The sequence below is a fragment of the Haloarcula argentinensis DSM 12282 genome (genome assembly GCA_000336895.1).
Taxonomy (GTDB): Archaea; Halobacteriota; Halobacteria; order Halobacteriales; family Haloarculaceae; genus Haloarcula; species Haloarcula argentinensis.
In genome coordinates this window covers 172,234-197,455 of record AOLX01000015.1, presented here as the reverse complement: position 1 = coordinate 197,455, position 25,222 = coordinate 172,234, and the positions used below count along the sequence as shown (strand labels likewise).

Below are 25,222 nucleotides of genomic sequence, written 5' to 3'. Positions count from 1 at the left end.
ACAGCCACGCTCCGGGCCAGTGCCAGCGTAGTGTGGTGTGACTGGACGAGGAAACAAGACAGAAGCACGTCCACTCCGTGGTGCCTGACAACAGATGGAATTTCACACCTGGGAACCAGTGTACGAGGCCATCCTCGACGACTTCGGCTACCCCCGTGACGGCGATGAACGCGCCCGTGACCGCTTTGTCGAATTGCTCGGTGACGACGGGACGTACGACCCGGCGAGTCTTGGACTCGACGGTGCAACGGTCGCCGTCGCCGGGGCCGGCCCGTCGCTCGAATCCGAGGCCGACCGGGCAGCCGACGCCGATGTGGTCCTCGCGGCCTCCACGGCCGCCGACCGCCTCCAGACGGAAGGTGTGGCCGTCGACTGTATGGTCACGGATCTGGACAAGAACGCCGACACTGGGCGGGAACTGACAGCTGCTGGGACACCGGTCGTCGCCCACGCTCACGGCGACAACATCCCGGCGCTGGAGGCATACGTCCCGACCTACGACAGCGAGTTCGTCGTGCCGACGACACAGGCGGCCCCCGCCCCACCGGTCCACAACTACGGCGGCTTCACCGACGGCGACCGCGCCGCGTTCCTCGCGGACCACTTCGACGCTGGCTCGCTGGTGTTCCCCGGCTGGGACTTCGACGACCCGTCCGTAACTGTGGAAAAGCGCCGCAAACTCCGCTGGGCCGAACGCCTGCTCCACTGGCTGGAACAGCGCCGCGGCGAGCGCTTCGATGTGCTCGACGGCCGACGCGACGACATCGAGCCAGTGGCGACTGACTGAAAACGACTCCCCGACTCAGGGCGCTAACACATCGATGGTCGTGTCGATAGTGTCCGGTTCGGCAGCGCGGGGGAACGAGATGTTGATCGCGTCCACGCCATCGATATCCTCGAACTGTGCGATATGGTCGCGACATTCCTCGGGCGTACCGGCAACGGCAATGCTATCCAGTAGTTCGTCGCCGATCGCGTCGACGGCGGCCGCTTTGTCGCCCGACCCCCACTGCTCGGCGATCTCGTAAGCGGTGTCCTCGTACCCCTGGCGGGCCAGCGCGTCGCGGTAGAACGTCCCCATCCCGCCGATGTAGAACGCGACGTGCTGACGGGCCAGTTTGCGGGCCTGTTCCCGGTCGTCCATCGCACAGCACGTCAGCGACAGCGTCACCCGCTGGTCGGCCCGGTCGCGGTCACCGAGGTCTGCACCGTGCTCGAAGTCTTCTAGTCGGTCCCGGAGGCCGTCGGCCGTCAGCATCAGCGCGTGCCAGCCGTCGGCGAAGCGACCGGCGAGTTCGACTGATTTCGGCCCGAGACCGCCAGCGTCCACGGGCGGCGCGGGTTCGGGCGGTTCACAGCGCAGTCGGAACCCGGACAGCGAAAAGATGTCACCGTCGTAGTCGACGGTCTCGCCGGAGAGCACCAGTTTCATGATGTCGACGGTCTCCCGTGTGTATTTGAGCGGGTTCTCGAACTCACGGCCGTGCCAGCCCTCGATGACGATTGGCCCGGATGGTCCAACACCGGCGCGGAAGCGGCCGTCCGAGACTTCCTGTAGCGTCGCCGCGGTCTGGCCGAGCAGCGCCGGCGACCGCGAGTACACGTTCAGAATCGAGGAGCCGAGACCGACCGTCGACGTGTGCTCGGCGATGCTAGTCAGCGTTGTCACCGCGTCTCGTCCCCACGTCTCCGGGAGCCAGACTCGGTCGTAGCCACTGTCCTCGGCCTGCTGGCTCATCTCGACCAGCGTGTCAACCGACGGCTGTGCCGCGACCGGGAGATACACGTCGCGCGCTGTCATCTGTCACCCTCCACGCGACGAGCAACGACCGGCCCTGCTCCTGTCGACTGGAACGTATGTGCCTGAGACATGGCTCGCAGTGCGGCCGCACGGGAGATAAAGCCACATGAGAGGGGGAGTGTCTCCCGTTGTCCGCGGTTTATTCACAGGATGGTACCGGCCCGGTACTGTCTCAGAAGGGGGTACTGGCAACGCGACAACAGCCGAAATGTATATTATCTGTCCACAATTCTCGACGAGTGAACCCGTGAATCCATATGCCCTCCTCGGAGCCGCTATCGTGTCCGAACTGCTCGGGACAACGTCGCTGAAACTCTCGGAAGGGTTCTCACGCCCCGTTCCCAGTCTCGGCGTCGTCGTCGGCTACGGCCTGGCCTTCTATCTGGTGTCGTTGACGCTCGAGGACCTCCCTATTGGCGTCGTCTACGGGACTTGGGCCGCGCTGGGAATCGTCGGTGTGGCTGCGATCGGGATTGTCGTGTTCGACGAGCCTATCGACCTCCCCGGTGTCGTCGGCATCTTGCTTATCATCATCGGCGTGTACTGTGTCAACGTCCTGTCCGGGATGTCCGCGCATTGAGCAGGGAACAGTCACGTCAAACGTGATGCTGTGAGTGCGCCCGTACCGGACGGTTGGACGCTCGACTCGGCGACCGGCTATATGAGGCACCCGGTTCTACGAATGCCTATGCCGTTCGACCCGGACCGCGTCACGACGATTACGTTCGACTCGTACAGTACCATCGTCGATGTCGAGGCAGCCCAGAAAGCCCTCGCCGACCGGGTGGACGACCCCCGGCCGGTGTCCCGGCTCTGGCGCTCCCGCTCGCTGGCGTACACCTTCCTCGCCAACCAGATCGATGCCTACAAGCCGTTCTACGAGATGAACCGCGACGCCCTCCAGTACGCGCTGGACGTCCACGGCGTCGATATCACGACGGAAGAGCGCGACGAGATTCTTGCAGTCTACCACGAACTCGACGTGTTTGACGACGTTCGTGACGGCATGAACAAACTCTACGACGCCGGCTACGACCTCTATGTCGTCTCGAACGGTAACCCCGAGATGCTCGATTCAATGGTTGATTTCGCCGGTATCGGCGGCTTGCTCGAAGACACCGTCAGTGCCGACGAGATCCAGACGTTCAAGCCGGCAGCGGAGCTATACCGGCACGCAGCGGAGCGAACGGCGACCGATATCGAGGAAATCGCCCACGTCACTGCGGGCTATTTCGACGTGTACGGGGCGATGCACGCCGGGATGCAGGGTGTCTGGGTCAACCGCGACGACGGTCCGTGGGACGCTTTCGCCGGCGAGCCAGACCTCACAATCGAGTCGTTCCACGACCTTCACGACGGACTGCTGTGAGGAGGGAAACAGACATCTCGTGGTTCTGGTTCGGTGGGTTCGCTGAGAGAGGTAGAAAACGGCGTCGAAGGCGTCTCAAAGAAGATGTGCCAGCTACTCAGAGCAGTCGCTCAAGCAGGCCACGGTCGGGGCGTTTCTCCGCCAGTAGGACCGAACACTCCACGTCGTCGATAATGTAAACATGGGAGATTTGGAGACGAGCCGACGAAGCAGGCTCTCGTCCAATCAGCCTGACAATTCGACTTGCTACCCGCGCATGAGATCCAACACTTCGTCGACGACATCGGTTTCGACGGCGAGAATATACTGCTCGTCAGGCTCCAGAACCGTATCAGCTCCTGCGAGTTCCGTTCGGTCCGCCGTCGAGATCAGCAGACTGCCGGACGGAAGCGCAATTTCATCGAGACGACGCCCCGCCACGGGAGCGGACGGGGCGACGGTCACCTTGATGATATCGAGGTCTGCGGTCGGATAGACGAGCGTCCGGATATCTTCACCGGTCAGTATATCGGCTGCGTGGTCCCCACCGAGATACTCGGGCAGCAGCGTCGCATCGACGACTTCGTCGTACTCGTGATCCGCCTCCGTCTCCGCTCTTGCGATGGTTCGAATCGAGGGCGCGTACTGTTGGGCCTCCATGCAGATGGCGAGGTTCGTGCCCGGTTCGTCAGTGAGTGCGGCGATAGCGTCGGCCTCGGCCAGATCGGCCTGTTGCAGAATCGACGGTCGCGTGGCGTCCCCGTGGATGACTGGCCCGATATACGCATCTGACAGCACCTCGACGCGCTCCTCGTCGGACTCGATCAGCAGTACGTCGTGACCCTGATCGACGAGGTTCTCGGCGGTCTGTTTCCCGACGCGTCCGCCGCCGGCGATGATGAATCGCTTTGTCCGGGCCATTAGCGTACTGTTGAGAACGTGCCATCTTCAATGCCCCGACAGTTCCAGTCGGCTGAGAACATGGACGACCATACTGAGAGGTCGGTCGGCAGAAGCATTTATCAAATCCCCTCACAGTTCTTACAATAGAAGAATTCACCCCGGTACTCAAATGGACCGAACGGAGTACATACAGCGTACGATGGACGGCGTGCCAGTTACAAACAGGATGCATGAGTAAGAGCCAGACGCGGTCGCCCGAGGCTGAACTCGGGCTACTCGACGCGACGATGATCGGAATGGGGGCGATGATCGGGGCCGGAATTTTCGTACTGACAGGGCTGGCCGCCGAAATCGCTGGGCCAGCTGCGATCCTCGTCTTCGCACTGAACGGCGTCGTGACGGCGTTCACGGGACTGTCCTACGCGGAGCTTGCCGCCTCGATTCCGAAGAGCGGCGGTGGCTACGCGTTCGTGCGGGAGATATTCGACGACTTCGCCTCGTTCATCATGGGTTGGATGCTCTGGTTCGCCTACATGATTGCGGGGGCGCTGTACGCGCTGGGCTTTGCGCCGAACTTCCTCGAACTGTTGCACGTCTACGGTGTGGTCCCGTCACCGGACGAGATCGGCGCCGTTGCAGTTCCAGTCATTGAGACAGGACTTCCACCGGCCTTTTTACTGGCGTTCGTTGCGGTGCTGGGTCTTGTAGCGCTCAACGCCGTCTCGACGGCTGCCAGCGGTAGTGTCGAGACGATTTTCACAATCATCAAAGTCTCCATTCTGGTTGTGTTCGTCGCGTTCGGGCTCGCGTCACCGATGTTTTCCGGGGCCGAATTCCAGCCGCTGTTTCCGGAGGGAGGTGGGGCAGCTGCCGTGTTGCCGGCGATGGGGCTCACCTTCATCGCCTTCGAAGGGTACGACCTCATTACCACTGTCACGGAGGAAGTACAGAACCCGCGGGAAAACATCCCGAAAGCGATTTTCATCAGCCTCGCTGTGACTGTCGTCGTCTATCTGGCAGTTGTGACGGTCGCTATCGGGACGCTCGGGGCCGAGGGGCTCGCCGACGCTGGCGAAGCCGGCATCGCCACGGCAGCGACGTCGTTCATGCCGACCGGGTTACCGATTATCCAGAATGGTGGAGCACTCATCGTCTTTGGCGCTGTGTTCTCGACGCTCACTGCCCTCAACGCCGTCGTCATCGCGTCGTCACGCGTCGCGTTCTCGATGGGGCGTGAGGGGCAGTTACTCCCATCGATTGGCCAGATACATCACCGCTACGGGACGCCGTTCGTTGCCATCCTCACCAGCGCCGTCGTGATGCTTGGCTCAGTTGCACTGCCGACACAGAGCGCCGGTAATATGTCGAGCCTGTTCTTCCTGCTCTCGTTTATCATCGTCAACGTCGCGGTCATCAGGCTCCGCCGGGAACGACCGAATATGAATCGGCCGTACGAGATGCCGTTCTACCCGGCACCGCCGATAATCGGTATCGCACTCAATCTGATTCTGACGGGGGTGCTGATAGAGTTCCTGCTCCGGACGGATCCACTGGCGCTGGCACTCAGCGTCGCATGGATCTTGCTCGGCGCGGTCGTGTACTTCGCCCTCAAACGGATAAAACAGCAATCGGACCGCGAGCAAGCGACTGCCGTCAGCGAAATAACACCCGAGGCTGAAGACTAACTCATGACCAGAACACTCGACATTATCATCGCAGGCGGTGGCCGCGTCGGTTTCCAGACAGCCGAGATACTCGCCGACCGCGGTCATGATGTAACGATTATCGAACGCGACGAGCGGATGGTTTCAGACATCGCAGATCAGTGGGTAGCGACGGTTATCCAGGGTGACGCGACGGACCCGGACATCATCGAACAGGCAGGCATCGAGCGAGCGGACGCAATTGCCGCGCTTACGGGTGAAGCCGGACTGAACCTTGCGGTCTGTTTAGCTGCTGCGGAGCTAACACCCGAGATCCGAACGGTCGCGCGTATCGACCGCACAGCCGGTGAGACGTACACCCGGTTTGTCGACGCGGTGGTCTTTCCCGAACGGGCCGGTGCGAGGGTGGCAGCAAACGAAATCCTGGGGAGCGATGTCCAGACGCTTGCCGACGTGACGGGGACCCTCGACATCATGCTCGTCCGCGTCGCTGAGGGTGCCCCGGCCGCCGGAAAAGCACTCACAGACGTCCGCTTTCCCGAGGGAACCCTCGTTGTGTCCGACGATAACGGTGAGCAGATCGCCCGTGCAGACACAACCCTGACACCAGGGAGACGCTACGTTATCGCCGTTGAACCTGATGTCGTCGACGAAGTACTGAATCTGCTTCGCGGCTAGTGACTTGTGATCAGCCCTGCTCTCGCAGACCTTTCCGCGTGATTCGCTTGGTCTTACGAACAGCCATCGGCGGTCGGGACGCGACACAGGGAGGCGTGAAAATCCGTCGCTGTAGTACGACCAGCCGCGGCACCTACACGCGCCGGGACAGCGACGCTCGGAGTTCGCCGGCAAGCTCCCGGTGCCCGTCCTCGGCGAGGCTGTCGGTGACGACCTTCAGCGCAGCCCCGGAGCCGCCGACGTAGAGACTGCCACCGTCTTTCTCGACCATCACTACGTCAGTCACCTCGGCGACGGTCCGGAGGCTTGCCCGAGCGTCGTCGGTCACGCCGCCGAGCAGGAACGTGAGCGTCGCGCCGTCGTCGGTCCCGCCGGCGACCGTCTCGCCGAGGGCCTGATGGCGAGCCACTTCCCGTAACGTTACGTCAGTCAGTTCCGCCACGGTGGGGCCGGAGTCGGTCTCCGGTCGTGTCGTCCGCTCATCGCCGAGCGCGTCGGCTACTTTGACTACATCGTGGGTTTCACGAGTATCGTGTGTTCGGATAATGTGTGCGCCGCGTTCGACTTCCATCGTCGCCGCGGCCAGTGACACGGCGAGCTGGTTCTCCGTTTCGGGCTGATCGGCCAGATCACCGAGGAAGTCCTCGCGGTTGGTCGCGGTGAGCATCGGCCGATCGAAGGCACGGAACTCCCGGAGGCGGCGGAACATCTCCCAGTTGTCCTCAAACTCCTTGCCGTCGTACCAGCCGCCGAAGGCCGGGTCGATGATGGTCCTGTCCGTGAACCCGTCTCGCTGGAGCGCCTCGAAGATGTCGTCGATAGTTTTCAGTGCACCAGGGCTGGCCAGGTCCGGCGGACTGGCCATCTTGACGACCGGCATGTCGTGGTCCTCGACGACGCCTTTCATGTCCGGGTCGGCGAAGCCACACACGTCGTTGATGAGGTCGAAACCGTAGCCGATGGCTTCTTCGGCCACTTCGGCGTAGCGAGTTTCGAGTGACAGCGGGACATCGGCGTCGAGTTCGTCGACGAGCGGGCCGACCTCTTCGAGCCGGTCTTTCTCCATCTCGACTGGCTTGGACTCGTACTTGGGGTTGGCCGACTGCAGGCCGACGTCGATGATGTCCGCACCGGCCGGGACGAGGTTCTCCTCGATAGCCTCGGCGGCTTCCGCGGGGTCCAGATACACGCTCGGCTTGTACCCGGAGTTTGAACTCATATTCAGCACGCTCATGACGCGTGTCGGGTGGCCATCACCCACCGGGAGGCCGTCGATTTCGACCGTTCGCATACCGCTCTCTGGGGACTGTGGATACAAAGGTCCCGCGACATCGGCGGGTCGGTGACGCCATGCAACGTATCACTGACACAGAAACACAGAGTTTTATATACAGCGTTGCATGATTTGTACGGGATGGGTGGGGAGTTAACGGTCTCATTCGATCTCGATTCGTTCGAGACTGTCACACAACAGTTGATGGCTGCGGGGTCCGAACGTGAGATATGCGAGATCGCAATGTCGGGGATTTCGTCTGTGTTCGACGTGCCACTCGGAGCGCTGTGGCTGTATGACAGCGACGCTTCGGAACTGCAGTTGGCGGCGTCGACGGAGCGGGCGGACGAGGTATTCGACTGGCCGGTTACCTACAGACCCGGCAACAGTCTCTCGTGGGAGGCGTTCGAGCGGGACGAAGTTCGGACGTACTCCGAACTCGACGACGAACAGCGCCAGTACAACGAGAACTCGCCTGTCAGCAGCGAGATCATCCTGCCGCTTGCCGAGTACGGCGTTATCAACATCGGCTCGCTTACTCCGGTTACGTTTGACGGCGAAACGGTTCGGCTCGCCCGGATGTATGCGACGCACGTACAGGCGGCACTGCAGAAAGCCGAGCGCGAGCACGACCTCCGCATCCAGCGCGACCGGATGGAACAGTTCATCGGCGTCGTTTCACACGATCTCAGAAACCCACTTCACGTTGTCGAGGGGCGGCTCGAACTCGTGCGAGAGACCGGCGACCTGTCCCATCTCGAAGATGCGGAGGAAGGTGTGGCTCGCATGGAAGCGCTCATCGACGACCTGCTGACCCTCGCAAAGAAGGGATATGCGGTCGAAGACCGAACCGCCATTTCGCTCGAGACCATTGTCGAACAGACATGGGAGATGGCCAGAACGGACGACGCGACGTTGCAGATCGAAGGGTCCGCCCCGGTGTTCGGTGACCAGAACCGCCTCAAACAGGTGTTCGAGAACCTCTTTCGGAACGCAGCGGACCACGCGGGCGACGACGTGACCGTCTGGGTCGGTCCGCTCGTCGACGACGGGACAGCCGAGATAGACAGTGAGGACGAGCGAGCCGAGGGCCGCGTGACCGGCTTCTACGTCGCCGACGACGGACCGGGTATCCCGTCCGACAAACTGAACGACGTTCTCTCGGTCGACGCCTTCTCAGGCAGTAACAACGGCCTCGGCCTGTCTATCGTTGCCCAGATCACTGACGCCCACGGCTGGGACATCTCGGTGACCGAAAGCAGGGCCGGCGGCGCACGATTCGAAGTGACCGACGGGACAAAACCGGTCTCACCGTTTCACTCCTGGTAGCGCGGAGACGGCGACTGACAGCGTCCGAACCGGGTGTCAGTGCTGTCCGTGGTGGGATTGACAGATTTATTTGCTCGCCCACTATATGGTACGTCAGTGCAGACTCCGGAACAGGACATTGAAGCCGTGCTGAAAGAGTCAGGCCCGGATTACGAGGGCTTCCAGTTCGAGACTCCGGGTGGGGGCCACCAGAGCGATGTCTACATGGTGACGCTGCGCCACAACGGCGAGGCGTACGAGGTGGTCGTGAAGTTCAAGCCACAGGGCGATGTCCCGTTCGCCGTCGAACCCTGTCTCCACGACTTCGTCGCCGCCCGGACCGACATCCCTGTTCCACGTATCCTCGTCTACGAAGACGACCCTGACGCCGACGTGTCGCCGTATTTTGTCACCGAACGCATCCACGGCGAGAATCTGGCTGAAGAGTTCGCCGGGCTTTCGACCGAGGACCGACGGCGGGTGCTAGCCCAGTCCGGTCGGATACTCGGCGACATGCATTCCGAGATCGGGTTCGAGGCGTTCGGTCGACTCACGCTCCACGACGACCGGATCATCGTGAGTGACTGGATGGGCAACTGGCGGGAGTACTTCGAGAGCCTCACCAAATCCCACCTCTCTCACCTCGACGGGACGCCTTTCGAGGACATGATCGACCGGGCACGGGACTGTATCGAACCGGCCCTGGAGATGGTACCCGAGGACGGCGTTCCCCGGCTGGTACACGACGATTTCAGGCCGGCGAACCTCATGTTCGAGCAGACAGCGGACGCGCCGATCACGGCTGTCCTCGACTGGCAGGACGTGCTCGCGGCGTTGCCGGAGTACAACCTCGCACAGACCGAGTTCCTCTTCATCGACTCGTCGTTTCAAGATCCGGAACTGCGTGACTCACTCCGAACAGTGTTCCGAGAGGGCTATCAGGAGATGCGCCCGATGGAGTTCGACGAGGGGTACGAGCAGCGACGGCCACTCTATCAGCTCTCGACGCTCCTGTGGCGGATGGCCGGCTTTGAGGCCGCCTTCACCGATGAGTCCGGCCTCGCCGCTGCTCGTGCCGAAGCCCAATACCGCCAGCAGTTCGAGCGGCTCGTCGAGGAGATACAGGCGGATTAGGCCGTTTCGGGCGATTGTTCGCTGTCGACAAGCTCCCACACTGACTCCCAGTCGAGCGTCGTCTGTGCGCCGGGTGACTGTGCCGCGAGTGCGCCACAGGCGTTGGCGACTGCGAGTGCGCGCTCCGTATCGGTCCCCTGTGCGCTGGCGAGCAGATACCCGGCAGCGAACGCGTCGCCCGCGCCTGCAGTGTCGACAGATTCTATGGGATACCCGGCGTTCGTGACAGTCCGGTCGTCGATATGTGCCGTCGCGCCGCAGTCTCCGTGTTTAACGACGACTGTCGGCACTCTGTGGAAAAGGCCGCTGTCCTCGGCGTGGTCGGCTTCCCGGTCGTTGCAAAACAGGATATCTGCGTGTGAGAGCACCGCCGAGTAATCGCGGTATGGGAGCCGGCGGCCGGGGTCGAAGCTCACTGGGACATCCGCGGTCGCGGCATCGCGTGCGAGCGTCGCAGCTGTCGCGGGGTCTTGCCCGGTCAGATGGAGGTGGTCCGCCTCGGCTAGGGTCTCGACCGGGAGATCCGACGCGCAGAACGCCTCGTTGGCCCCGTCGTTTCCGAGCACCGCGACGTCGCCGCTCTCGTCCACGATGAGATATTTCACCGCTGTCGGTTTGTCCGACTCGACCAGTAGCGTCTCGACGCCGGCCGCCGTCAGTTCGCGCTGAGCCATGGTGCCGTGGTCGTCCCGGCCGACGCTACCGAGGACTAGCGGATCCGCATCAAGCCCGGCCAGTGCGACGGCCGCGTTCGATGCACTCCCCCCGCTAGACTGTGACCGGTCGGTGATACGCCCCTCACCGTCGGGCTCCGGGAGGTGGTCGACGTGGAGCGTCACGTCCCAGTTGACGTGACCGGCACAGATGACGCGCATATCCACCGCTGGGAGGGGCGCTGTGATAGCAGTTTCCCACTGCGGTCTATGCAGCATATTTAACATGGACCGGGACGGACCGCTGCACATGGCAACGGTCCCCGATAGCATCCTCCCGATGAGTTGTTGGACTGGCAGACAATTACTCCAGCCAGAGGTGATTGCGTGATGCGTCACGGTGTGGCTGTACTCGCTTGCTTAGTCGTCGTCGGCTCGCTTCCGCTGTCAGTCGCCGGAGCGAGCGTCAACGCGTCGATATCGAACGTCGATGTGTCGCCGTCAACGCCGGCACCGGGCGAAACCGTCACGTTCGAGACGACGGTGCGAAACCTCGAGAACAGCGACGCCCCACTCGAAATCAACGATATCGCGGTCCGGAAATCGGGTGGGCGGGGTGTCACTGAGTACGACCGTGTCTCGAAGCTCGGTTCGATCTCCCCGGGCAGCACGTTGGAAGTGCCCCTGACTGCCTCGTTTGATTCGGCTGGAACTAGAGACCTCCGCGTCATTGTGTACGGTCGTGACCGCGGGACGGGCGAGAACGTCGAGCTCAGATACCCGGTGAAGCTAAACGTCGAAGAACGTCACCCGCAGGTGGATATTACGGCCAACGACTCCGTCGCCGGCGTTGAATCGACCGGCGAAGTTACTGTTGCAAGCGGACTCGACTCCCAGATAACGAACGTTGAAGTCGTCGTCGAAGGCGACGGCGTCGAAATGACGAAGAGCCGGACGGTCCGGTCAAGCGTCGCACAAAACGGGTCTATCACGGCCCCGTTCCGGTTCCGCCCCGAATCCGCTGGCGAACACTCGCTGACCGCAACAATCAGCTACACGGTCGACGGAGATACCACTCGCACCACGACCCGGACGACAGTCATCGATTCAGACCCACTCCGGAACAGTGTGGAACTCGATACGACAGCGGTCGGTAGCGGCACCGACCGCGCGCTCCGGGTCGCCGTCTCTAACGGGGCCAACGCTCCGATCTCGGATATCATGGTCAGTGCAACGTCGGAGAACGCGTCGTTCCAGCGCGTCCTGCTTGAGAACATCTCAGCCAGTACAACCCGGCAAGTGCGACTGAACGCCACGATGGACGAACCCCGCGCGGACGTTACCGTTACTGCCGACTACGAACTCGGAACCGAAACGGAGCAGACGGCCACTGAAACGACGCTCCGATCGGTCCCGGGAACCATAGACCTCACCGGTCTAGACGTGATCCGGCAGGGCGGACGTCTCCAGATTTCCGGGAGTGCGAGCAACGTCGGGTCGACGGATGCGGACAGCGTCCTCGTCAGCGTCGTCGACACAGAGAAGGTCACTCCGGCAACCCCGAACCGCGATTACTTCGTCGGCACGGTCCCGGCCAGTGACTTCGTCTCCTTCGACGTGTACGCCCGGACGACGGGCAACGTCACGTCGGTCCCACTGGCGGTGACCTACATCGTCGATGACACGCGGAAGCGACAGACATTCGATGTCGACACCAACCAGATGGGTGGTTCGGTACCGCAGCCGGAGCAGGATAGCGGCAGCGGGGGCGGTGACCAGAACAGCATGCTGCCGGTGTTCGTCGCCGGTGGTCTGGCGCTACTGGTCGTCGTCGGTGTCCTCGTGCGCCGCTACCGCCGCGGTGACGACGACATCGAGGTATGACGGTCATCGACGCACAGGGACTGGTCAAGCGCTACCGGACTGGTGGCCAGACCCTCTATGCACTGGCGGGTATCGACTTCGCCCTCGAAGCCGGCGAGTTCGTCTCGATTATGGGTCCCAGCGGCAGTGGCAAAACGACCTTGCTGAATATCCTTGGACTGCTGGATACGCCGACGGAGGGGACCGTCCTGCTGGAGGGGCAGGACGTGACTGGACTCGGCGACAGCAAGCGGACCGCTCTCCGCAAGCGAACGATCGGGTTCGTGTTCCAGCACTTCTATCTCCTGCCGACGCTGACCGCCGTCGAGAACGTCGAAGTACCGCTGCTGCTGGACAGTGATCCACAAGTCAAAAAACGGGCCAGAACGCTCCTTGAGCGGCTTGGACTGGGCGAACGACTGGACCACAAGCCCGACGAACTCTCCGGTGGGCAAAAGCAACGCGTCGCCATCGCACGCTCGCTCATCAACAGCCCGAAAGTGGTTCTTGCCGACGAGCCGACAGGCAACCTCGACAGCGAAACTGGGCGTCAGATCCTTGACGAATTTCGCCGCATCGCCGACGAGGACGACGTGGCAATCGTCGCCGTCACTCACGACGACCTTGTCAACGAATACGTCGACCGGACCGTCCATCTGGTCGACGGCACCATTGGGAGGGAACGAAAGAATGGCGGGTAGGTTCTTCCCGGCCGCGTTGATGGCACGGCGCAACCTCACGCGGACGAAGATGCGGTCATTGCTGGCATCGCTAGGTATCGTTATCGGCGTCGTCGCTATCGCTTCGCTAGGGATGTTCGGCGTCGCGCTCCAGTACTCGTTCACCCAGAACCTCGGCAACGTCGGAAACCAGCTCACCGTGTACCCGAACTCCGGCGAAAACGTCACTGAACTCACCGAACGCGATATCCGTACGATCCGCAGAGAGGCGAGCCCGACGGCGACTGTCTCGCCGGTAAAGACACGCGCAGAGCCAGTGTCCTACAACCGAGAGGACGCGGTCAGGAAAACAATATACGGCATTGAGAACCCGGGAGAGTTGTACGAGGCAAAAGAGGGTCGGGTATCGCCGTTCCGATCCGGAGCACTTGTCGGTTCAAGTGTTGCTGAGGCACACGACCTGCATCCCGGGAGCCAGATCACTATCAACGGAACCAGTGTCCGTATCCGTGCAGTTCTTGAAGAGGGCGATGCGTTCTCCTCGACGAACCCCGACAACCGAGTCATCGTACCAGCCACTTCGTTCAGCCAGAGTGGCTACTCGGAAGCGTACGTAATCGAGTCCACTGGGACGCAGGCTAACGAAACGGCCATGGGGATACGCGACTCGCTCAACGACCGCGAGCAGCGGGTCTTCGTTCGGGAACTGGGTTCGCTCGTCGACACCATCGAAGAGCAGTTCCAGATCATCAACACCGTCCTCGCCGGTATTGCATCGATCTCGCTACTCGTGGCCGGCATCTCGATCCTCAACGTCATGCTGATGTCCACCGTCGAACGCCGGGAGGAGATCGGCGTTCTCAGAGCGGTCGGCTACCAGAAGCGGGATGTCCTCAAAGTGATGTTGATGGAAGCGACGCTGCTCGGGTTCCTCGGTGGCATCGCCGGTGTCATTCTGAGCCTCGGTGCCGGGCTGGCGATAAACCACTATGCTGTCGGCGACGCGATGGCCGTCTTCAGGCTGCCAAACGCCTGGTACGTCGGGGCGGCGTTCGCCTTTGGGGTGCTGACGAGTATCGTCAGCGGGCTGTATCCGGCCTGGAAAGCAGCGAGCGAAGAACCAGTCGACGCGCTGCGCGGTTAAATCGTCGCGTCGACGCCCGGTTCCAGCAGTGGGTCGGTTCGGTCGACCGACAGGGAGTCGAACTGTGCGAGCCAGTCCTCGTCGCCGCGCTCGAAGGCCTCCAGCGCGTCGCCGACGGTGTAGGTCCGTTCCTCGTCCGAGCACGGGAACACACCCTCTAGGTCGTCGCCGTCATAGATCGCCAGCGAGACGACCGGGAACACGACCACGTCGTCGACGCGGTCCATCCCGACGTAGCTTCGGTTCCGCCGTTCGAACGCCGGTTCGAGCGAGTGGTCGTTCTGGCCTGCCCAGTCTCTGAACTCCTCATAGGTCCGGATGGCTTCCGACCGCTTGTCCTCTGCCATCGTTCTGATCCGCTGCCACTCGCCGGCCAACATCGACTCGCTGAACACGCCGTTGGCCTCCAGTCGCTTCACCCGATTGAGTACCTGCTGTTGTGCGTCGAATGTACCGTAGGTATCTCCACGAAGATACAGTTCCGCTCGAAGATGTGTGTCCCCTGTCATAGCTTTCTCATCGCTAGCTTCTCCAGAGGCCCTCAAAACTCTTTCCCAGATACACATGCCAACATACCACATGAAACTAAATTATGGAATTTGCGGTATGAGTGGCTCTGTATGCATAATATGGTGTATTTACCTGAATATGGAAGTCCCTTATATTATTAGTACGTCAACACTTATTTTCCTCTTAGGTCGATGTTAGTTTCGATGTTTGTCGAACAAACTATTGGTGAATGTCCTCAGGTTTAGGCAATGGGTTCGTGGATTTATAAGAATCTAAATAGTTGTTTGTCGGGAGCTTTTGTGCTCAGGCAGCCCCGTGACGACCTGTTCGAGATATTGCTAGCCAGGGACTCCACAGGTCTTGCCTGACCCCGCACCCGGTATGGTCGCTGTACCTGTCTGCGACATTTGCCGGATCCGGGAGCGGCGCGCCCGAGAATATTCGATAGCTGCCGAAATCGTGGCCAACCCTCGTCGAAAACACGGGCAGCCGTACCACACTGTGTTCGGACGCCCTCTAGTCCTCCAACCGCACTGTTGGCGAGGGACTCCGTTCACGACTTCACCAGCCAGGGTCGAGTCGTGGCGTACCACGCACTCCCTGTTCGACTATCCGAGAACCCACCGCGTGTTCGGGTTCTCGCTACTCGTCTGCTACAAAAACGATTGACAGCTCGTGGCCGGCCCCTCTCGCCGATTCAGTCGTCTGCGTGCGCTTGTGTTCCACTGGCCACAATATCGATCTCGCCAGCGTCCAGTTCTTCTTCGATTTCGCGAGCGGCCTGCACCATGTTCTCCATCTTCCCGCGGGCGACCTCACGAGGCAGGAGCTTCACGCCACAGTCCGGCGACACGGTGAGTCGCTCCGGCGGCACGACTTCCAGCCCCTTCTTGATGTTCTCCTTGATTTCCGCAACGGACTCGACCTCAGCGGTGTGTGCGTCCAGCACGCCCATGGCGAAGTCCTTCGTGAACTCGTGCTCTTTGAACACGTCGAGCTGGTCGTAGTCGCCGTTGGCGAGTTCTAGGTCGTACTCGTGGACCGGGTAGTCCAGAATTTCGGGGTAGATCCGCGAGTAGTCGCCGTAACAGACGTGCAGGCCGAGGCGCACGTCGTCGGGGATCTCGTCGACAATGCGTTCCAGACACTCGCCGACGATGGCGTGGTCGTCCGGCGTCGTGGCCAGGGCTGGCTCGTCGATCTGGATGTAGCGAGCGCCGGCCTCGACAAGCGCCTCGATTTCCTCGTTGACGAGGTCGGCCAGTTCGTAGGCCAGTTGCTCCTCGCTGTCGTACACTTCGTTGAACGACCAGTTCGCCAGCGTGTACGGTCCCGTAATCGGAACCTTGACCGGTCGCTCGGCCACCTCGTCGGTGAACTCGAACTCCTCGACGAGCCACTGCTCGCCGTACTCGACCTCGTCGGCGACACTCGGCTTGTCGAAGTAGTTGTGGCCCCACACCTTCACACGGCCGTTGAACTCGTAGCCGTCGATGCGGTGGGCGAAGTACTCCACCATCTCGTTGCGGCGCATCTCGCCGTCACAGATGACGTCGAGGCCCGCACGCTCGTGCTCGTGGGTGATGAGTCGCGAGGCGTCGTCTTTCGATTCCTCCCACTCGTCCTCGCCGAAGTCGGCGTCCTCGTCCTCGAACAGCTCTCGGGCACGGTCGTGCCACTTGGGCTTCGGGTAGGAGCCGACGACGGTCGTCAGCAGGAAGTGGTCGTTCGGGTGGTCCGCCGGTTTGAACTGGTCTCGTGGTCCTGTCATCGTTTATGCCTCCGCCGCCTCCAGATCCGCGGCGTTTGCGAGCGCTTCGAGCTTGTCTTCGAACTTGTTCACCGGGAGATAGAACGTTTCCGTGTTCGCCGTCGCGTACACGGTGTCGTAGGCGGTGTTGGTCTGCTGTTCGAACCAGTCGATGCGGTCTCGGATCGTTTCGGGCGACTCGACGAGCGTGTTCTGGCCGTTGACAACGCCAAGCGCCACATCGTCTTTCGTGCCGTACTCCTGCACGTTGTAGACGGTCTGGTCGTGATTCGCCACGAGGTCGAAGCCGATGGCGTCCACGTCAGCGTCCATCAGATGTGCGTAGGCCTTCTCCTCGATTGCACCCCAGTACGTGTGGGCGACGACTTCGGCGTCGGCGGCCGAGGCGATGGCATCGATTGCCTCGGCGGCGCGTTCATCCTCGCCGTCGGCGGGCGTGTTCTCGACCAGCGACGGTTCAAGCAGGAACAGCGTCTCGACATCCGGGAAGGACTTCACTTCCTCGACGAGGAAGTCGGCGATGGCGTCGAGGAACTCGGCGTCGTCGCCGTAGTGCTCGTCTGTAGCGAGGTCCGCAAGCGAGTACGGGCCAGGGAGCACGGCCTGAAGGCCGCCGTCGACGTGGTCGGCGGCCGCGCCGAGGTCTGCGGCGACGTCGCCGCCGTCGGCGGAGAGGTCGCCCTGCACGACCGGCTCTCGATAGAAGTTGTTGTTGTCGTAGTAGCGGACGATGCCTTTCGTCTCTACGCTGTCGTGGACCGCGAGCGGGTGCGCGAGCATGTCGTCCCAGCGGAGTTGGCCCTCGACCACGCGGTCGAGCCCGGCGTCCTGCTGGACGGCGATGACTTCCTCGCGTGCCTCGTCGTAGGCCGCGACGACCTCGCCGGACTCGTCGCCCGAGATGAGGTCGGTCTTCTGATGGCCCTTCAGATCTGCCAGTTCGTCCTTGGCCCAGTCCGGGAGCGGAAAGAGCCCAGGGGTCGTGGCGATTACCTGTGTCATTGCCAAGGAGTAGTCAATGACGGGCTTTAATATTTCCTATTCACTAAAATGCGCAGTAGTAATCAATCCCGATAGAACCGCAAGACGACGAGCGCTTCGTATGGGTGCTTTTCACTCGCAAGCTGCTCGCTCGCTAGGCCGTGTTCGCTGGCGAACGCTCGCACTGCGTCCGGGTCAGTGAGACTGCTGACGAGCATGAGCACTTCGCCACTCGGAGCCAGCACGCGCTCGACGGTTTCGAGGAACGGGTCGACGAGGCGACGGCCGTCGTCACCGCCCGACAGCGCGTGTTCCATCCAGTCGTCCCACTCCTGCTCGGGTGGGGTCGGCAAATACGGCGGATTGAACGCGACGAGGTCGAAGGCATCCGCCCGGAACGACTCGACGAGGTCGCCGCGAACGACCGGGATGCCGTTGTCAGCGGTCTCCCGGCAGGCTAGCGGGCTCACGTCGACGCCGACTGCCTGTGCCCCGGCGTCGGCGAGCGTCGCGGCGACGTACCCGGAGCCTGTCCCCACATCGAGGACGGTATCGCCCGCCTCGACTCGTTCTCGGGCCGTTCGGGCCAGTAGGTCGGAGTCCTCCGCCGGCTGGTACACCGACTCTACGCCCCGCTGGTCGGCCAGCGAGGGGCGGTCGCCGGAGCCACCGTCTCCGTCGCCCCGGTCGCGCGTCTCTTCGCTCATCTCAGGCCTCCGGCTGACCGACCTCGTACGCGAGTGTCGCCAGCGTGGCGAAGTCGGCAGGTGTGAGCTTCCCGGCGCGGGCGCTCATGAGGTCCTCGTCGGCAGCCTCGACCACCGCATCGAGGTCGCCCAGCCCGGAGATGTGGGCCGTGTTGCGGACGGCGTTGCGCATCGTCTTCCGGCGCTGGGTGAACACCGCCTTCAGGAAGTCCATGAAGAAGTCGTCGCTGGGGACAGTGTAGTCGGGTTTCCGCGGCGTCGTCCGGACGAGCGCGCTCGTCACGCGCGGTTGCGGGTCGAACGCCTCAGGCGGCACCGTCTCGACGACCTCCACGTCGGCGTAGTGGCCCGCCGTGACCGAGAGCCGCCCGTACTCGTCCGTCGCCGGGTCGGCGGCCATCCGCTCGGCGAACTCCTGCTGGAACATCAACAGGAGCGGGCGCTGTTCCGGCAGCAACCGAAACGCGATCTCCGAGGACGCGCCGTAGGGTAGGTTCGAGATGCTGGCGGTGAACTCTGGGAGGTCGACTTCGAGCGCGTCACCTTCGACGACAGTGAGGCGGTCCGCCGCGACTTCCTCGGCGAACTCCTCGCGGAGATGTGCCGCGAAGTCCGGGTCGCGCTCGACTGCGGTCACTTTCTCAGCCGTCGCGAGCAGGCGGTCCGTCAGCGCGCCCGGGCCTGCGCCGATCTCCAGTACGTGCGAGAGGTCGATACCCGCGTCCGTCGCGTACTCCGGAATTCGGTCGAGGACCCGGTCGTCGACGAGGAAGTGCTGGTCCTGCCGGGTATCGGCCCGTTTGCCGGCCCGCCGGACGAGCGCGTCGGGGTCCCGAGTCCCTGTTTCGGTTGTAGTCATTAGCGAGCCGTAACGGGTCGCGGTAGAAAAGGGTCGCCTTGTACTGACGGCCGTGGAGATAGCTGCTTGTAGCCGACAGTGTTAGGAGGACTGTTCCTCGCGCCGGACGAACAGCCGGTACTTCAGGTCGTCGTCCTGTAGCTCTTCGAGGATTCGCTCGACGAGCGTCTCCTTGGGGCTGTGGAGGCCGCTGACACGCTCTTCGAGGTCATCGAAGCTTTCGAAGGGCTTTCGCTTTCGCTCGTCGAGGATCGTGTTCCGGAGCTTCTTCCCGATGCCAGGCAGGAGATTCAGCTGGTGGAGCCGCAGCGTGATCGGCTGGGCATCGTTGTAGAAGTCGACAAAGCGTTGTTCGTTCGCTTCGACGATCTCCTCGACGGCGTAGTCGAGTTCCGAGCGGGCACCGCTCGGGATGTCCTCGAACTCGACTTCCGCCACACGGCCGAACTCCGTCAGGTCGACGCGGTCGCCGAAGGCGATATCGACGTCCTTGTCATCGAGCTGCAACTCGTAAATATAAAACTCATCAACGTCGAGCGCGTACGCGAGCGGCTCCTTCTGGTGCTGTGGCCGGTCGTCCCCGGGACGTCCGTGCGGGAGGACATCGAGGACAGCCGCCATCATAGTGTCGCCGCCGCTCTCCGATTCAGTCATGACAGGCAGTACGAGTACAGCACACTTAATGCCGGTGGATGCCCCGAACCGCTTCACGGGACGCCGTCGCTATCTTTGTGTTCGGTTCAACGGCGGCGGAAAGCGACGACTGATCGCGCTGCTGGTCGCCGGGGAAATCAGAGAAAGAGCGGCGGTAGCCGAACTGACGGCGTCGTTACGCGTACTGCTTGACGATGTTGATGATCTCGTCGAGTTCGTCACCGTCGAGCGTGTACCGCTCCTGTGCGAACACGGCCCGGAGCTCGTCGCGGTCCAGCGGCCGGAGGTTCGCGATCTTGTAGGCCGTCGGCGTGTCGACTTTCTCGAGTTCTTCGAGATCTTCGACCAGCTGGAGCGACTCTTCGGGGTCAAGGAGGGCAAAGCGGTTGACGTGCTCGATGGCCCGCTTGAGCTCGTAGCGCATCTCGCGGTCCTCCTCGGCGGCCCGCTCCATCTCGAGGTCTTCGAGTATCTCCTTAGTCTCCGCGACCGTCAGGAACTCCTCACTGACTTTTTCTTTGAATATCGTCATTCTTGCCGGCGCAGGTGCGCAGCGGTGACGATGATGGTCTTCTCTTTGCCACCGTCGACGATATCGACCTTGTACGCGTCACCCTGCTTCCCCTCGACGGTGCCGGTCTGGCCGTCGAACCGCGGGTGGAAGCGCCCGTTCGGCACGGACGGGTCGATCTTGAGGTGAACTTTCTCGCCGTCGTCGAACTCTTCGACGGCGCGCTGTGGCGGCGAGGTGCCGCGGTCGCGGGGCTTGTTCTTGAGCTTGTCTCGTGTTCCTTCGAGAGGTCCGTTTGAACTAGGCATTCTTGCTCTCCGCTAATCCGGTCGCCCTAATAAAACGTGCGTTCCGCGGCCGTCGCCGGCCACGTGCTGGCAGTTGCTATGGAGCCGAGTAGAAAACGACAGCGACGGGTCGATTACAGGCGACCGGTACTCTCGACGGAGACCGACTCGACGTCATCGACGTTCGCAAAGGCCTCTTCGACGGCTTCCGTGCCGCCAGTGTCGTCAGGGACGATGACCGTCGGCGTCAGCGCGACGAGGCCGAAGGCGACGTCCTCGCGCTCGAACCCGTTGATCTTCGTTCCTTCGGGAAGCACGCCCTCGAGACGCTCCTGCAGGTCGTCGAGGTCGACTTCGGGACTCTCCGGCATGACCTTGATCTTGGCTGCTACTTTCCCCATTGTTATGGCCCCATGAAGCCGCAGTCCGGGCATTTGTAGAGGTTGCTCTGCTTCCGGCAGGTGGCACAGCGGTAGATCTGCTGGCCACAGTCCGGGCACTTGAACGCGGCGGCGTTCGTGCCGGCGATGTTGATGCCACACGAGACGCACTTGCGCGCCTGTTTCTGTTGGCTCTCGCTCATACCACTCCGTATCCGACCGCGGCTTTTAACGATTGCCAAACGCGACCGCCACCGCGAGTGACTGCCATGGCCCTAGTTCCCGGGCAGAATGTCCCCGAGTGCAGCACCGATCGCCATCGGAACGAACGCGACCGCACAGATACAGGCCGATTCGTAGACGACTGCGGGGTCCGTTGACCACTCGACCAGCCCCCAGCCCGTAAGCAGGGCGATGGAGACGACCAGCGCCGTTCCGGTGACGCCGACGAGTCGCCGCGGCACGATTCCCAGTATCCGGTTCGCCACTCGAACGTCCTGAAAGTCGGCCACGTACAGAATCGAGATGACCAGTCCGATGGCGATGACGACTGTCGCAGCGAGATACAACGGATGCTGGGCGATATGCAGTCCGGCATCGACCGTCCCGCCCTCAACGGCCATCGGAATCCCGAACAACAGCGAGCCGAGCAGCGCCTCCGCGAGATCGGACCGTCCGAAGCCCCAGACGACCCGGCCGAAGGTCGCAGGCTCGTGATCCTGTGAGTCTGCGGCCGCGCGCATCGCGTCCCGGACCTGCTGTCGCTCGTCCTCTGAGTCGACCAGCTGTTCCAGCTGCTGGAGTTCGTCAAATAGCGTCGCGAATTCGTTGTCTTCCACGTCTGTGTCAGCCGGTGGCCGTTTCGGTTCGCTCATCTGAGATCGCGCTCGCTATCTCGCGTTGGGACGTCCGGGTCCGGGTCGGCCCCGGTCGTGGGCTCACCGTCGTCCCATTCGTAGAACCCCTCGCCGGAGACCGCGCCGCGTTGTCCGTCCGCGACCTTCTGTCGGAGCAGTGCTGGGGGCTCGAACCGCTCGTCGAGTCGGTCGGCGAGGTCTTCGAGCGCTCTTAGCACTGTTTCCAGTCCGTGCCGGTCGGCGCGGACGAGCGGCCCGTCGCGGTCCGACTCCCCGCGCTTGAACGTCCGGTCGATATCACGAACTCCGGCGACGCCGTCTTCGACCATCCGGATTGCCTCGGCGATGGTGGCGAGTTCGAGGCGGAGCGCGGCGAACCCTGGCGTGTCGCGTACGACGACCGGCGACGCGTCCAGACTCTCGACGAAATCCGTGACTCGGTCGCGGGTCGCCGTCGTCGTTTGCTCGGCGATGACGACCTCGACGATAGCACCGTCCGGCGGATCGACGGGATTGAGGCCGACGGCGCGGTCCGGGCTTCGCAGGCCAGTCGCGACGGCGGTCACCGACAACGACGTGTCGCTGACGGCAATGACCGTCTCATCATCGACCATCGTCTCCGTTTCAGCGACAACTTCCCGGTGGCCGTCTGTTCCGCCATCGGTAGCATCGATGACGATATTGCTGCCGCTGACGGCGCTTTCGAGGCCGGTGGTTCCGTCGATATCGGCCGTGACATCCCCGCCAAGTACGTGGCGGATCTCGTCGACCCGGTCCATCACGTCTGACGCATCCGTTCCCCGAAGACGCACTTCGTGGCCCGCACGGACACATCGCTGTGCGATATCCCGCCCCCGCCGTCCGGTTCCGAGTACGGCCACAATCATGACAGTACCACCGCACTCCCGGCGTTAATCCTTTACGCCGCGGCCTGTCGCGGTCCCCACTCCGGTCTGCACCGCTCATGGGCTGGATAGCGAGTCTGGAGCGACGGCAGTACGCTTTTTTCGACACCGGCTGTATCGCCGAGCATGGATATCGGCGTACTGACGGTTCCGCTGGGCGGACAGTCACTCGACGACGCGCTGGCGTATCTCAGCGACCTCGGCGTCGACGCGGTCGAACTGGGGTGTGGCGGCTTCCCCGGCGATGACCACCTCGAGCGGGAGGCGTATCTCGACGACGAGGAGAAACAGGCCGAACTCGAGGCGCTTCTAGACGAACACGACCTCCGTGTGAGCGCGCTGGCGACGCACAACAATCCGCTCCACCCGGACGACGAACGCGCCGCCGAGGCCGACCGGGAACTCCGGGAGGCGATCCGGCTGGCTGACCAGCTTGACGTGAACACCGTCACAGGGTTTTCCGGACTGCCCGCTGGCGGACCCGACGACGAGGTCCCGAACTGGATCACTGCGCCCTGGCCGACTGAACACGCCGACGCCCACGAGTACCAGTGGCGCGTCGCCGACGAATACTGGTCGGACCTCGCGGCCCACGCGGGCGCACATGATGTCGATGTCGCCATCGAGATGCATCCCAACATGCTGGTGTACGAACCCCGCGGGCTGCTGGAACTCCGCCGGCGGACGAACGACCGCATCGGGGCGAACTTCGACCCGTCACATCTCTACTGGCAGGGCATCGACGTGACCGAAGCCATCCGCCTGCTCGGTGAGCACGACGCCATCCACCACTTCCACGCAAAGGACACGAAAGTGTACGACTCAAACGCCCGCGAGAAGGGCGTACTGGACACCGCGCCGTATACGGACGAGGCGGACCGGTCGTGGCTGTTCCGCTCAATCGGCTACGGCCACGACGAGTCCCACTGGAAAGACGTGGTGTCGACGCTACGGATGATCGGCTACGACGGCGCGCTCTCTATCGAACACGAGGACTCGCTGACCAGCGCACGTGAAGGGCTGGAGAAAGCAGTCGACGTGCTCGACCGCGCCGTCTTCGAAACCCAGCCCGGCGACGCCTACTGGGCTGAGTGACCGATATAACCGACGACGCGGCTTTTGCGGCACTCACGCTTATATACTCCGTGTGAGATACTACGACTGGATTATTCGATCCAGTGACACGATATGAATATCGAACTCACCCACAAACCCTCGTACACGCACGTCCGTGTCGCTCTCGACAGCGGCGAGTCGATACTCGCCGAACCTGGCGCGATGGTCAGCCACTCGCCGACTATCGAAATCGAAACGACGACCAGTCGGGACGGCCTCCTCAGCTCCGCGAAGTCGATGCTTGGCGGCGAGTCGCTGCTCGCAAACGAGTTCACCGCCGAGGGCGGCTCCGGAACCGTTACGCTCGCGCCGCCGACGCCCGGCGATGTCCACCACCACGAACTCACGGGCGAGACGCTGTACGCCGTCGACGGCGCGTTTCTTGCTGCTGACCCCGACATCGATATCGACTCCGAGTTCGGCGGTATCAAGTCGATGCTGGCTGGCGCGAGCATCACGCCACTGGCGCTGAAAGGGAGCGGGAACGTTCTCATCGAGGCCTTTGGCGGGCTGGAGACCGTCGAACTCGATGCCGGCGAGTCCTATACAATCGACAACGACCACGTCGTCGCCTGGGAGGACTCAGTTAATTTTGACGCGCACCGCGTCGGCGGACTGAAGTCGACACTGCTCAGCGGTGAGGGGCTCGTGATGGACTTCACTGGCCCTGGAACGGTCTGGTACCAGACCCGTGGCCTCGACTCGTTCACATCGGCTATCGCCGACGCACTGCCTGGGACGGGCGACAACGACGGTGACAGGTCTGGGCTGGACGACTTCATCTGAACGGCCGACGGAGTCGACTAGAAAACAGCCGCGGTCAGGAGAGCGCTTGCGTGATGTCCGTCGACGACACCATGCCGACGTAGTCCTGGTGTTCGTCGATGACCGGGAGGTGTTTGATGTCGTAGGTCGTCATCATCGCGGCGGCCTCGCCCAGTTCCAGCGAGGTCGTCACCCGCTCGACAGGTGACGTCATCACGTCGCCGACAGTCGCCGACGAGAGGTCTTTCCCGGTCGCGACGGCATCGACGATGTCCGTGGTCGTAATAATACCCGCCTGTGCCCCCGGCACGAAGATACCGTTGATGTTCTGCGCTTGCATCTGCGTCGCGGCCGCTTTGACGGTTTCGTCGGCAGAAATCGTCTCTAACGGCGTCGACATGATGTCCTCGATACGGACGGTCGTTTCAGTGGCCATGGAGTATCAACACGGGCATCCGGTTTTGGCTTTT

At 62.5% G+C, this 25,222-nt stretch carries 29 protein-coding genes; 12 read left to right on the top strand and 17 right to left on the bottom strand.

Going from position 1 to position 25,222, the window contains the following annotated elements; translation table 11 throughout:
• Nucleotides 1-94: 94 nt before the first annotated feature.
• Nucleotides 95-787 carry a 6-hydroxymethylpterin diphosphokinase MptE-like protein gene (locus tag C443_RS07755; protein ID WP_005535329.1) on the top strand — a complete coding sequence of 231 codons (693 nt, stop codon included), beginning with the start codon at nucleotides 95-97 and terminating at the stop codon, nucleotides 785-787.
• A 15-nt stretch (nucleotides 788-802) separates the two neighbouring features.
• Here C443_RS07755 and C443_RS07750 read toward each other — a convergent pair whose 3' ends face one another.
• Complete coding sequence (locus C443_RS07750; protein ID WP_005535327.1) at nucleotides 803-1,801, bottom strand: TIGR04024 family LLM class F420-dependent oxidoreductase; 999 nt, start codon at nucleotides 1,799-1,801, stop codon at nucleotides 803-805.
• 247 nt (nucleotides 1,802-2,048) lie between these two features.
• Between C443_RS07750 and C443_RS07745 the strand changes: the two genes are divergently transcribed.
• Nucleotides 2,049-2,381, top strand: a complete 333-nt coding sequence (locus C443_RS07745; RefSeq protein WP_049943972.1) for a DMT family transporter — start codon at nucleotides 2,049-2,051, stop codon at nucleotides 2,379-2,381.
• 108 nt (nucleotides 2,382-2,489) lie between these two features.
• Entirely contained in the window at nucleotides 2,490-3,170 is a 681-nt protein-coding gene (locus C443_RS07740) for a haloacid dehalogenase type II (protein ID WP_005535325.1), read from the top strand.
• A 246-nt stretch (nucleotides 3,171-3,416) separates the two neighbouring features.
• Here the strand turns inward: C443_RS07740 and C443_RS07735 are convergent, their stop codons facing one another.
• Nucleotides 3,417-4,070 (bottom strand): potassium channel family protein, encoded by a 654-nt coding sequence (locus tag C443_RS07735; RefSeq protein WP_005535324.1) that lies wholly within the window; start codon nucleotides 4,068-4,070, stop codon nucleotides 3,417-3,419.
• A 212-nt stretch (nucleotides 4,071-4,282) separates the two neighbouring features.
• Here C443_RS07735 and C443_RS07730 point away from each other — a divergent pair, with 212 nt between their 5' ends.
• Nucleotides 4,283-5,737 carry an APC family permease gene (locus C443_RS07730; protein WP_005535323.1) on the top strand — a complete coding sequence of 485 codons (1,455 nt, stop codon included), beginning with the start codon at nucleotides 4,283-4,285 and terminating at the stop codon, nucleotides 5,735-5,737.
• A 3-nt stretch (nucleotides 5,738-5,740) separates the two neighbouring features.
• The gene (locus C443_RS07725) at nucleotides 5,741-6,394 is read left to right on the top strand and encodes a potassium channel family protein (protein WP_005535322.1); all 654 of its coding nucleotides are present in this window, start codon (nucleotides 5,741-5,743) and stop codon (nucleotides 6,392-6,394) included.
• 133 nt (nucleotides 6,395-6,527) lie between these two features.
• Here C443_RS07725 and C443_RS07720 read toward each other — a convergent pair whose 3' ends face one another.
• Complete coding sequence (locus tag C443_RS07720; RefSeq protein WP_005535321.1) at nucleotides 6,528-7,685, bottom strand: dihydropteroate synthase; 1,158 nt, start codon at nucleotides 7,683-7,685, stop codon at nucleotides 6,528-6,530.
• A gap of 123 nt (nucleotides 7,686-7,808) precedes the next feature.
• Here C443_RS07720 and C443_RS07715 point away from each other — a divergent pair, with 123 nt between their 5' ends.
• On the top strand, nucleotides 7,809-8,996 hold the full coding sequence (locus tag C443_RS07715) for a sensor histidine kinase (RefSeq protein ID WP_005535319.1): 1,188 nt from the start codon (nucleotides 7,809-7,811) through the stop codon (nucleotides 8,994-8,996).
• Between the two features lie 96 nt (nucleotides 8,997-9,092).
• The gene (locus tag C443_RS07710; RefSeq protein ID WP_005535318.1) at nucleotides 9,093-10,109 is read left to right on the top strand and encodes a phosphotransferase family protein; all 1,017 of its coding nucleotides are present in this window, start codon (nucleotides 9,093-9,095) and stop codon (nucleotides 10,107-10,109) included.
• Here the strand turns inward: C443_RS07710 and C443_RS07705 are convergent.
• Complete coding sequence (locus C443_RS07705) at nucleotides 10,106-10,984, bottom strand: carbohydrate kinase family protein (RefSeq protein WP_005535317.1); 879 nt, start codon at nucleotides 10,982-10,984, stop codon at nucleotides 10,106-10,108. The genes C443_RS07710 and C443_RS07705 overlap by 4 nt on opposite strands.
• 168 nt (nucleotides 10,985-11,152) lie before the next feature.
• Here C443_RS07705 and C443_RS07700 point away from each other — a divergent pair, with 168 nt between their 5' ends.
• From C443_RS07700 to C443_RS07690, 3 genes are read left to right on the top strand one after another with little or no spacing between them, the layout of a single operon-like run.
• Nucleotides 11,153-12,646: a hypothetical protein gene (locus C443_RS07700; RefSeq protein ID WP_005535315.1), complete on the top strand. Its 1,494-nt coding sequence runs from the start codon at nucleotides 11,153-11,155 to the stop codon at nucleotides 12,644-12,646.
• Nucleotides 12,643-13,326 (top strand): ABC transporter ATP-binding protein, encoded by a 684-nt coding sequence (locus tag C443_RS07695; RefSeq protein WP_004593370.1) that lies wholly within the window; start codon nucleotides 12,643-12,645, stop codon nucleotides 13,324-13,326. Before C443_RS07700 ends, C443_RS07695 begins: the two co-directional genes overlap by 4 nt.
• Nucleotides 13,316-14,449, top strand: a complete 1,134-nt coding sequence (locus C443_RS07690) for an ABC transporter permease (RefSeq protein ID WP_049943960.1) — start codon at nucleotides 13,316-13,318, stop codon at nucleotides 14,447-14,449. Before C443_RS07695 ends, C443_RS07690 begins: the two co-directional genes overlap by 11 nt.
• Here C443_RS07690 and C443_RS07685 read toward each other — a convergent pair.
• The 12 genes from C443_RS07685 to C443_RS07630 form a co-directional block, all read right to left on the bottom strand.
• Nucleotides 14,446-14,958, bottom strand: a complete 513-nt coding sequence (locus tag C443_RS07685; RefSeq protein ID WP_005535309.1) for an HTH domain-containing protein — start codon at nucleotides 14,956-14,958, stop codon at nucleotides 14,446-14,448. The genes C443_RS07690 and C443_RS07685 overlap by 4 nt on opposite strands.
• A gap of 698 nt (nucleotides 14,959-15,656) precedes the next feature.
• Nucleotides 15,657-16,730 carry a methionine synthase gene (locus C443_RS07680; protein ID WP_005535307.1) on the bottom strand — a complete coding sequence of 358 codons (1,074 nt, stop codon included), beginning with the start codon at nucleotides 16,728-16,730 and terminating at the stop codon, nucleotides 15,657-15,659.
• A gap of 3 nt (nucleotides 16,731-16,733) precedes the next feature.
• On the bottom strand, nucleotides 16,734-17,732 hold the full coding sequence (locus tag C443_RS07675; protein WP_005535305.1) for a methionine synthase vitamin-B12 independent: 999 nt from the start codon (nucleotides 17,730-17,732) through the stop codon (nucleotides 16,734-16,736).
• A gap of 62 nt (nucleotides 17,733-17,794) precedes the next feature.
• On the bottom strand, nucleotides 17,795-18,418 hold the full coding sequence (locus C443_RS07670) for a HemK2/MTQ2 family protein methyltransferase (RefSeq protein ID WP_005535304.1): 624 nt from the start codon (nucleotides 18,416-18,418) through the stop codon (nucleotides 17,795-17,797).
• Between the two features lies 1 nt (nucleotide 18,419).
• The gene (locus C443_RS07665; protein WP_005535301.1) at nucleotides 18,420-19,277 is read right to left on the bottom strand and encodes a 16S ribosomal RNA methyltransferase A; all 858 of its coding nucleotides are present in this window, start codon (nucleotides 19,275-19,277) and stop codon (nucleotides 18,420-18,422) included.
• 81 nt (nucleotides 19,278-19,358) lie between these two features.
• Nucleotides 19,359-19,931 (bottom strand): DUF655 domain-containing protein, encoded by a 573-nt coding sequence (locus C443_RS07660; protein ID WP_005535299.1) that lies wholly within the window; start codon nucleotides 19,929-19,931, stop codon nucleotides 19,359-19,361.
• Nucleotides 19,932-20,106: 175 nt separating this feature from the next.
• Nucleotides 20,107-20,463: an RNA polymerase Rpb4 family protein gene (locus tag C443_RS07655; RefSeq protein ID WP_005535296.1), complete on the bottom strand. Its 357-nt coding sequence runs from the start codon at nucleotides 20,461-20,463 to the stop codon at nucleotides 20,107-20,109.
• On the bottom strand, nucleotides 20,460-20,750 hold the full coding sequence (locus tag C443_RS07650) for a 50S ribosomal protein L21e (RefSeq protein WP_005535295.1): 291 nt from the start codon (nucleotides 20,748-20,750) through the stop codon (nucleotides 20,460-20,462). The genes C443_RS07655 and C443_RS07650 overlap by 4 nt, the downstream gene beginning before the upstream one ends.
• Nucleotides 20,751-20,863: 113 nt before the next feature.
• The gene (locus tag C443_RS07645; RefSeq protein WP_004593354.1) at nucleotides 20,864-21,130 is read right to left on the bottom strand and encodes an elongation factor 1-beta; all 267 of its coding nucleotides are present in this window, start codon (nucleotides 21,128-21,130) and stop codon (nucleotides 20,864-20,866) included.
• 2 nt (nucleotides 21,131-21,132) lie between these two features.
• On the bottom strand, nucleotides 21,133-21,312 hold the full coding sequence (locus tag C443_RS07640; RefSeq protein ID WP_004516620.1) for an HVO_2753 family zinc finger protein: 180 nt from the start codon (nucleotides 21,310-21,312) through the stop codon (nucleotides 21,133-21,135).
• A 72-nt stretch (nucleotides 21,313-21,384) separates the two neighbouring features.
• Entirely contained in the window at nucleotides 21,385-21,984 is a 600-nt protein-coding gene (locus tag C443_RS07635) for a DUF2391 family protein (RefSeq protein ID WP_005535290.1), read from the bottom strand.
• A complete protein-coding gene (locus tag C443_RS07630; RefSeq protein ID WP_049943959.1) occupies nucleotides 21,981-22,853 on the bottom strand; it encodes a 3-hydroxyacyl-CoA dehydrogenase family protein in 873 nt (290 codons plus the stop codon). Before C443_RS07630 ends, C443_RS07635 begins: the two co-directional genes overlap by 4 nt.
• 144 nt (nucleotides 22,854-22,997) lie before the next feature.
• Here C443_RS07630 and C443_RS07625 point away from each other — a divergent pair, with 144 nt between their 5' ends.
• Nucleotides 22,998-23,966 carry a sugar phosphate isomerase/epimerase family protein gene (locus tag C443_RS07625; RefSeq protein WP_005535288.1) on the top strand — a complete coding sequence of 323 codons (969 nt, stop codon included), beginning with the start codon at nucleotides 22,998-23,000 and terminating at the stop codon, nucleotides 23,964-23,966.
• A gap of 93 nt (nucleotides 23,967-24,059) precedes the next feature.
• Nucleotides 24,060-24,773, top strand: a complete 714-nt coding sequence (locus tag C443_RS07620) for a TIGR00266 family protein (RefSeq protein WP_005535287.1) — start codon at nucleotides 24,060-24,062, stop codon at nucleotides 24,771-24,773.
• A gap of 34 nt (nucleotides 24,774-24,807) precedes the next feature.
• Here the strand turns inward: C443_RS07620 and C443_RS07615 are convergent, their stop codons facing one another.
• The gene (locus tag C443_RS07615; RefSeq protein ID WP_005535285.1) at nucleotides 24,808-25,188 is read right to left on the bottom strand and encodes a CBS domain-containing protein; all 381 of its coding nucleotides are present in this window, start codon (nucleotides 25,186-25,188) and stop codon (nucleotides 24,808-24,810) included.
• Between the last annotated feature and the right edge of the window lie 34 nt (nucleotides 25,189-25,222).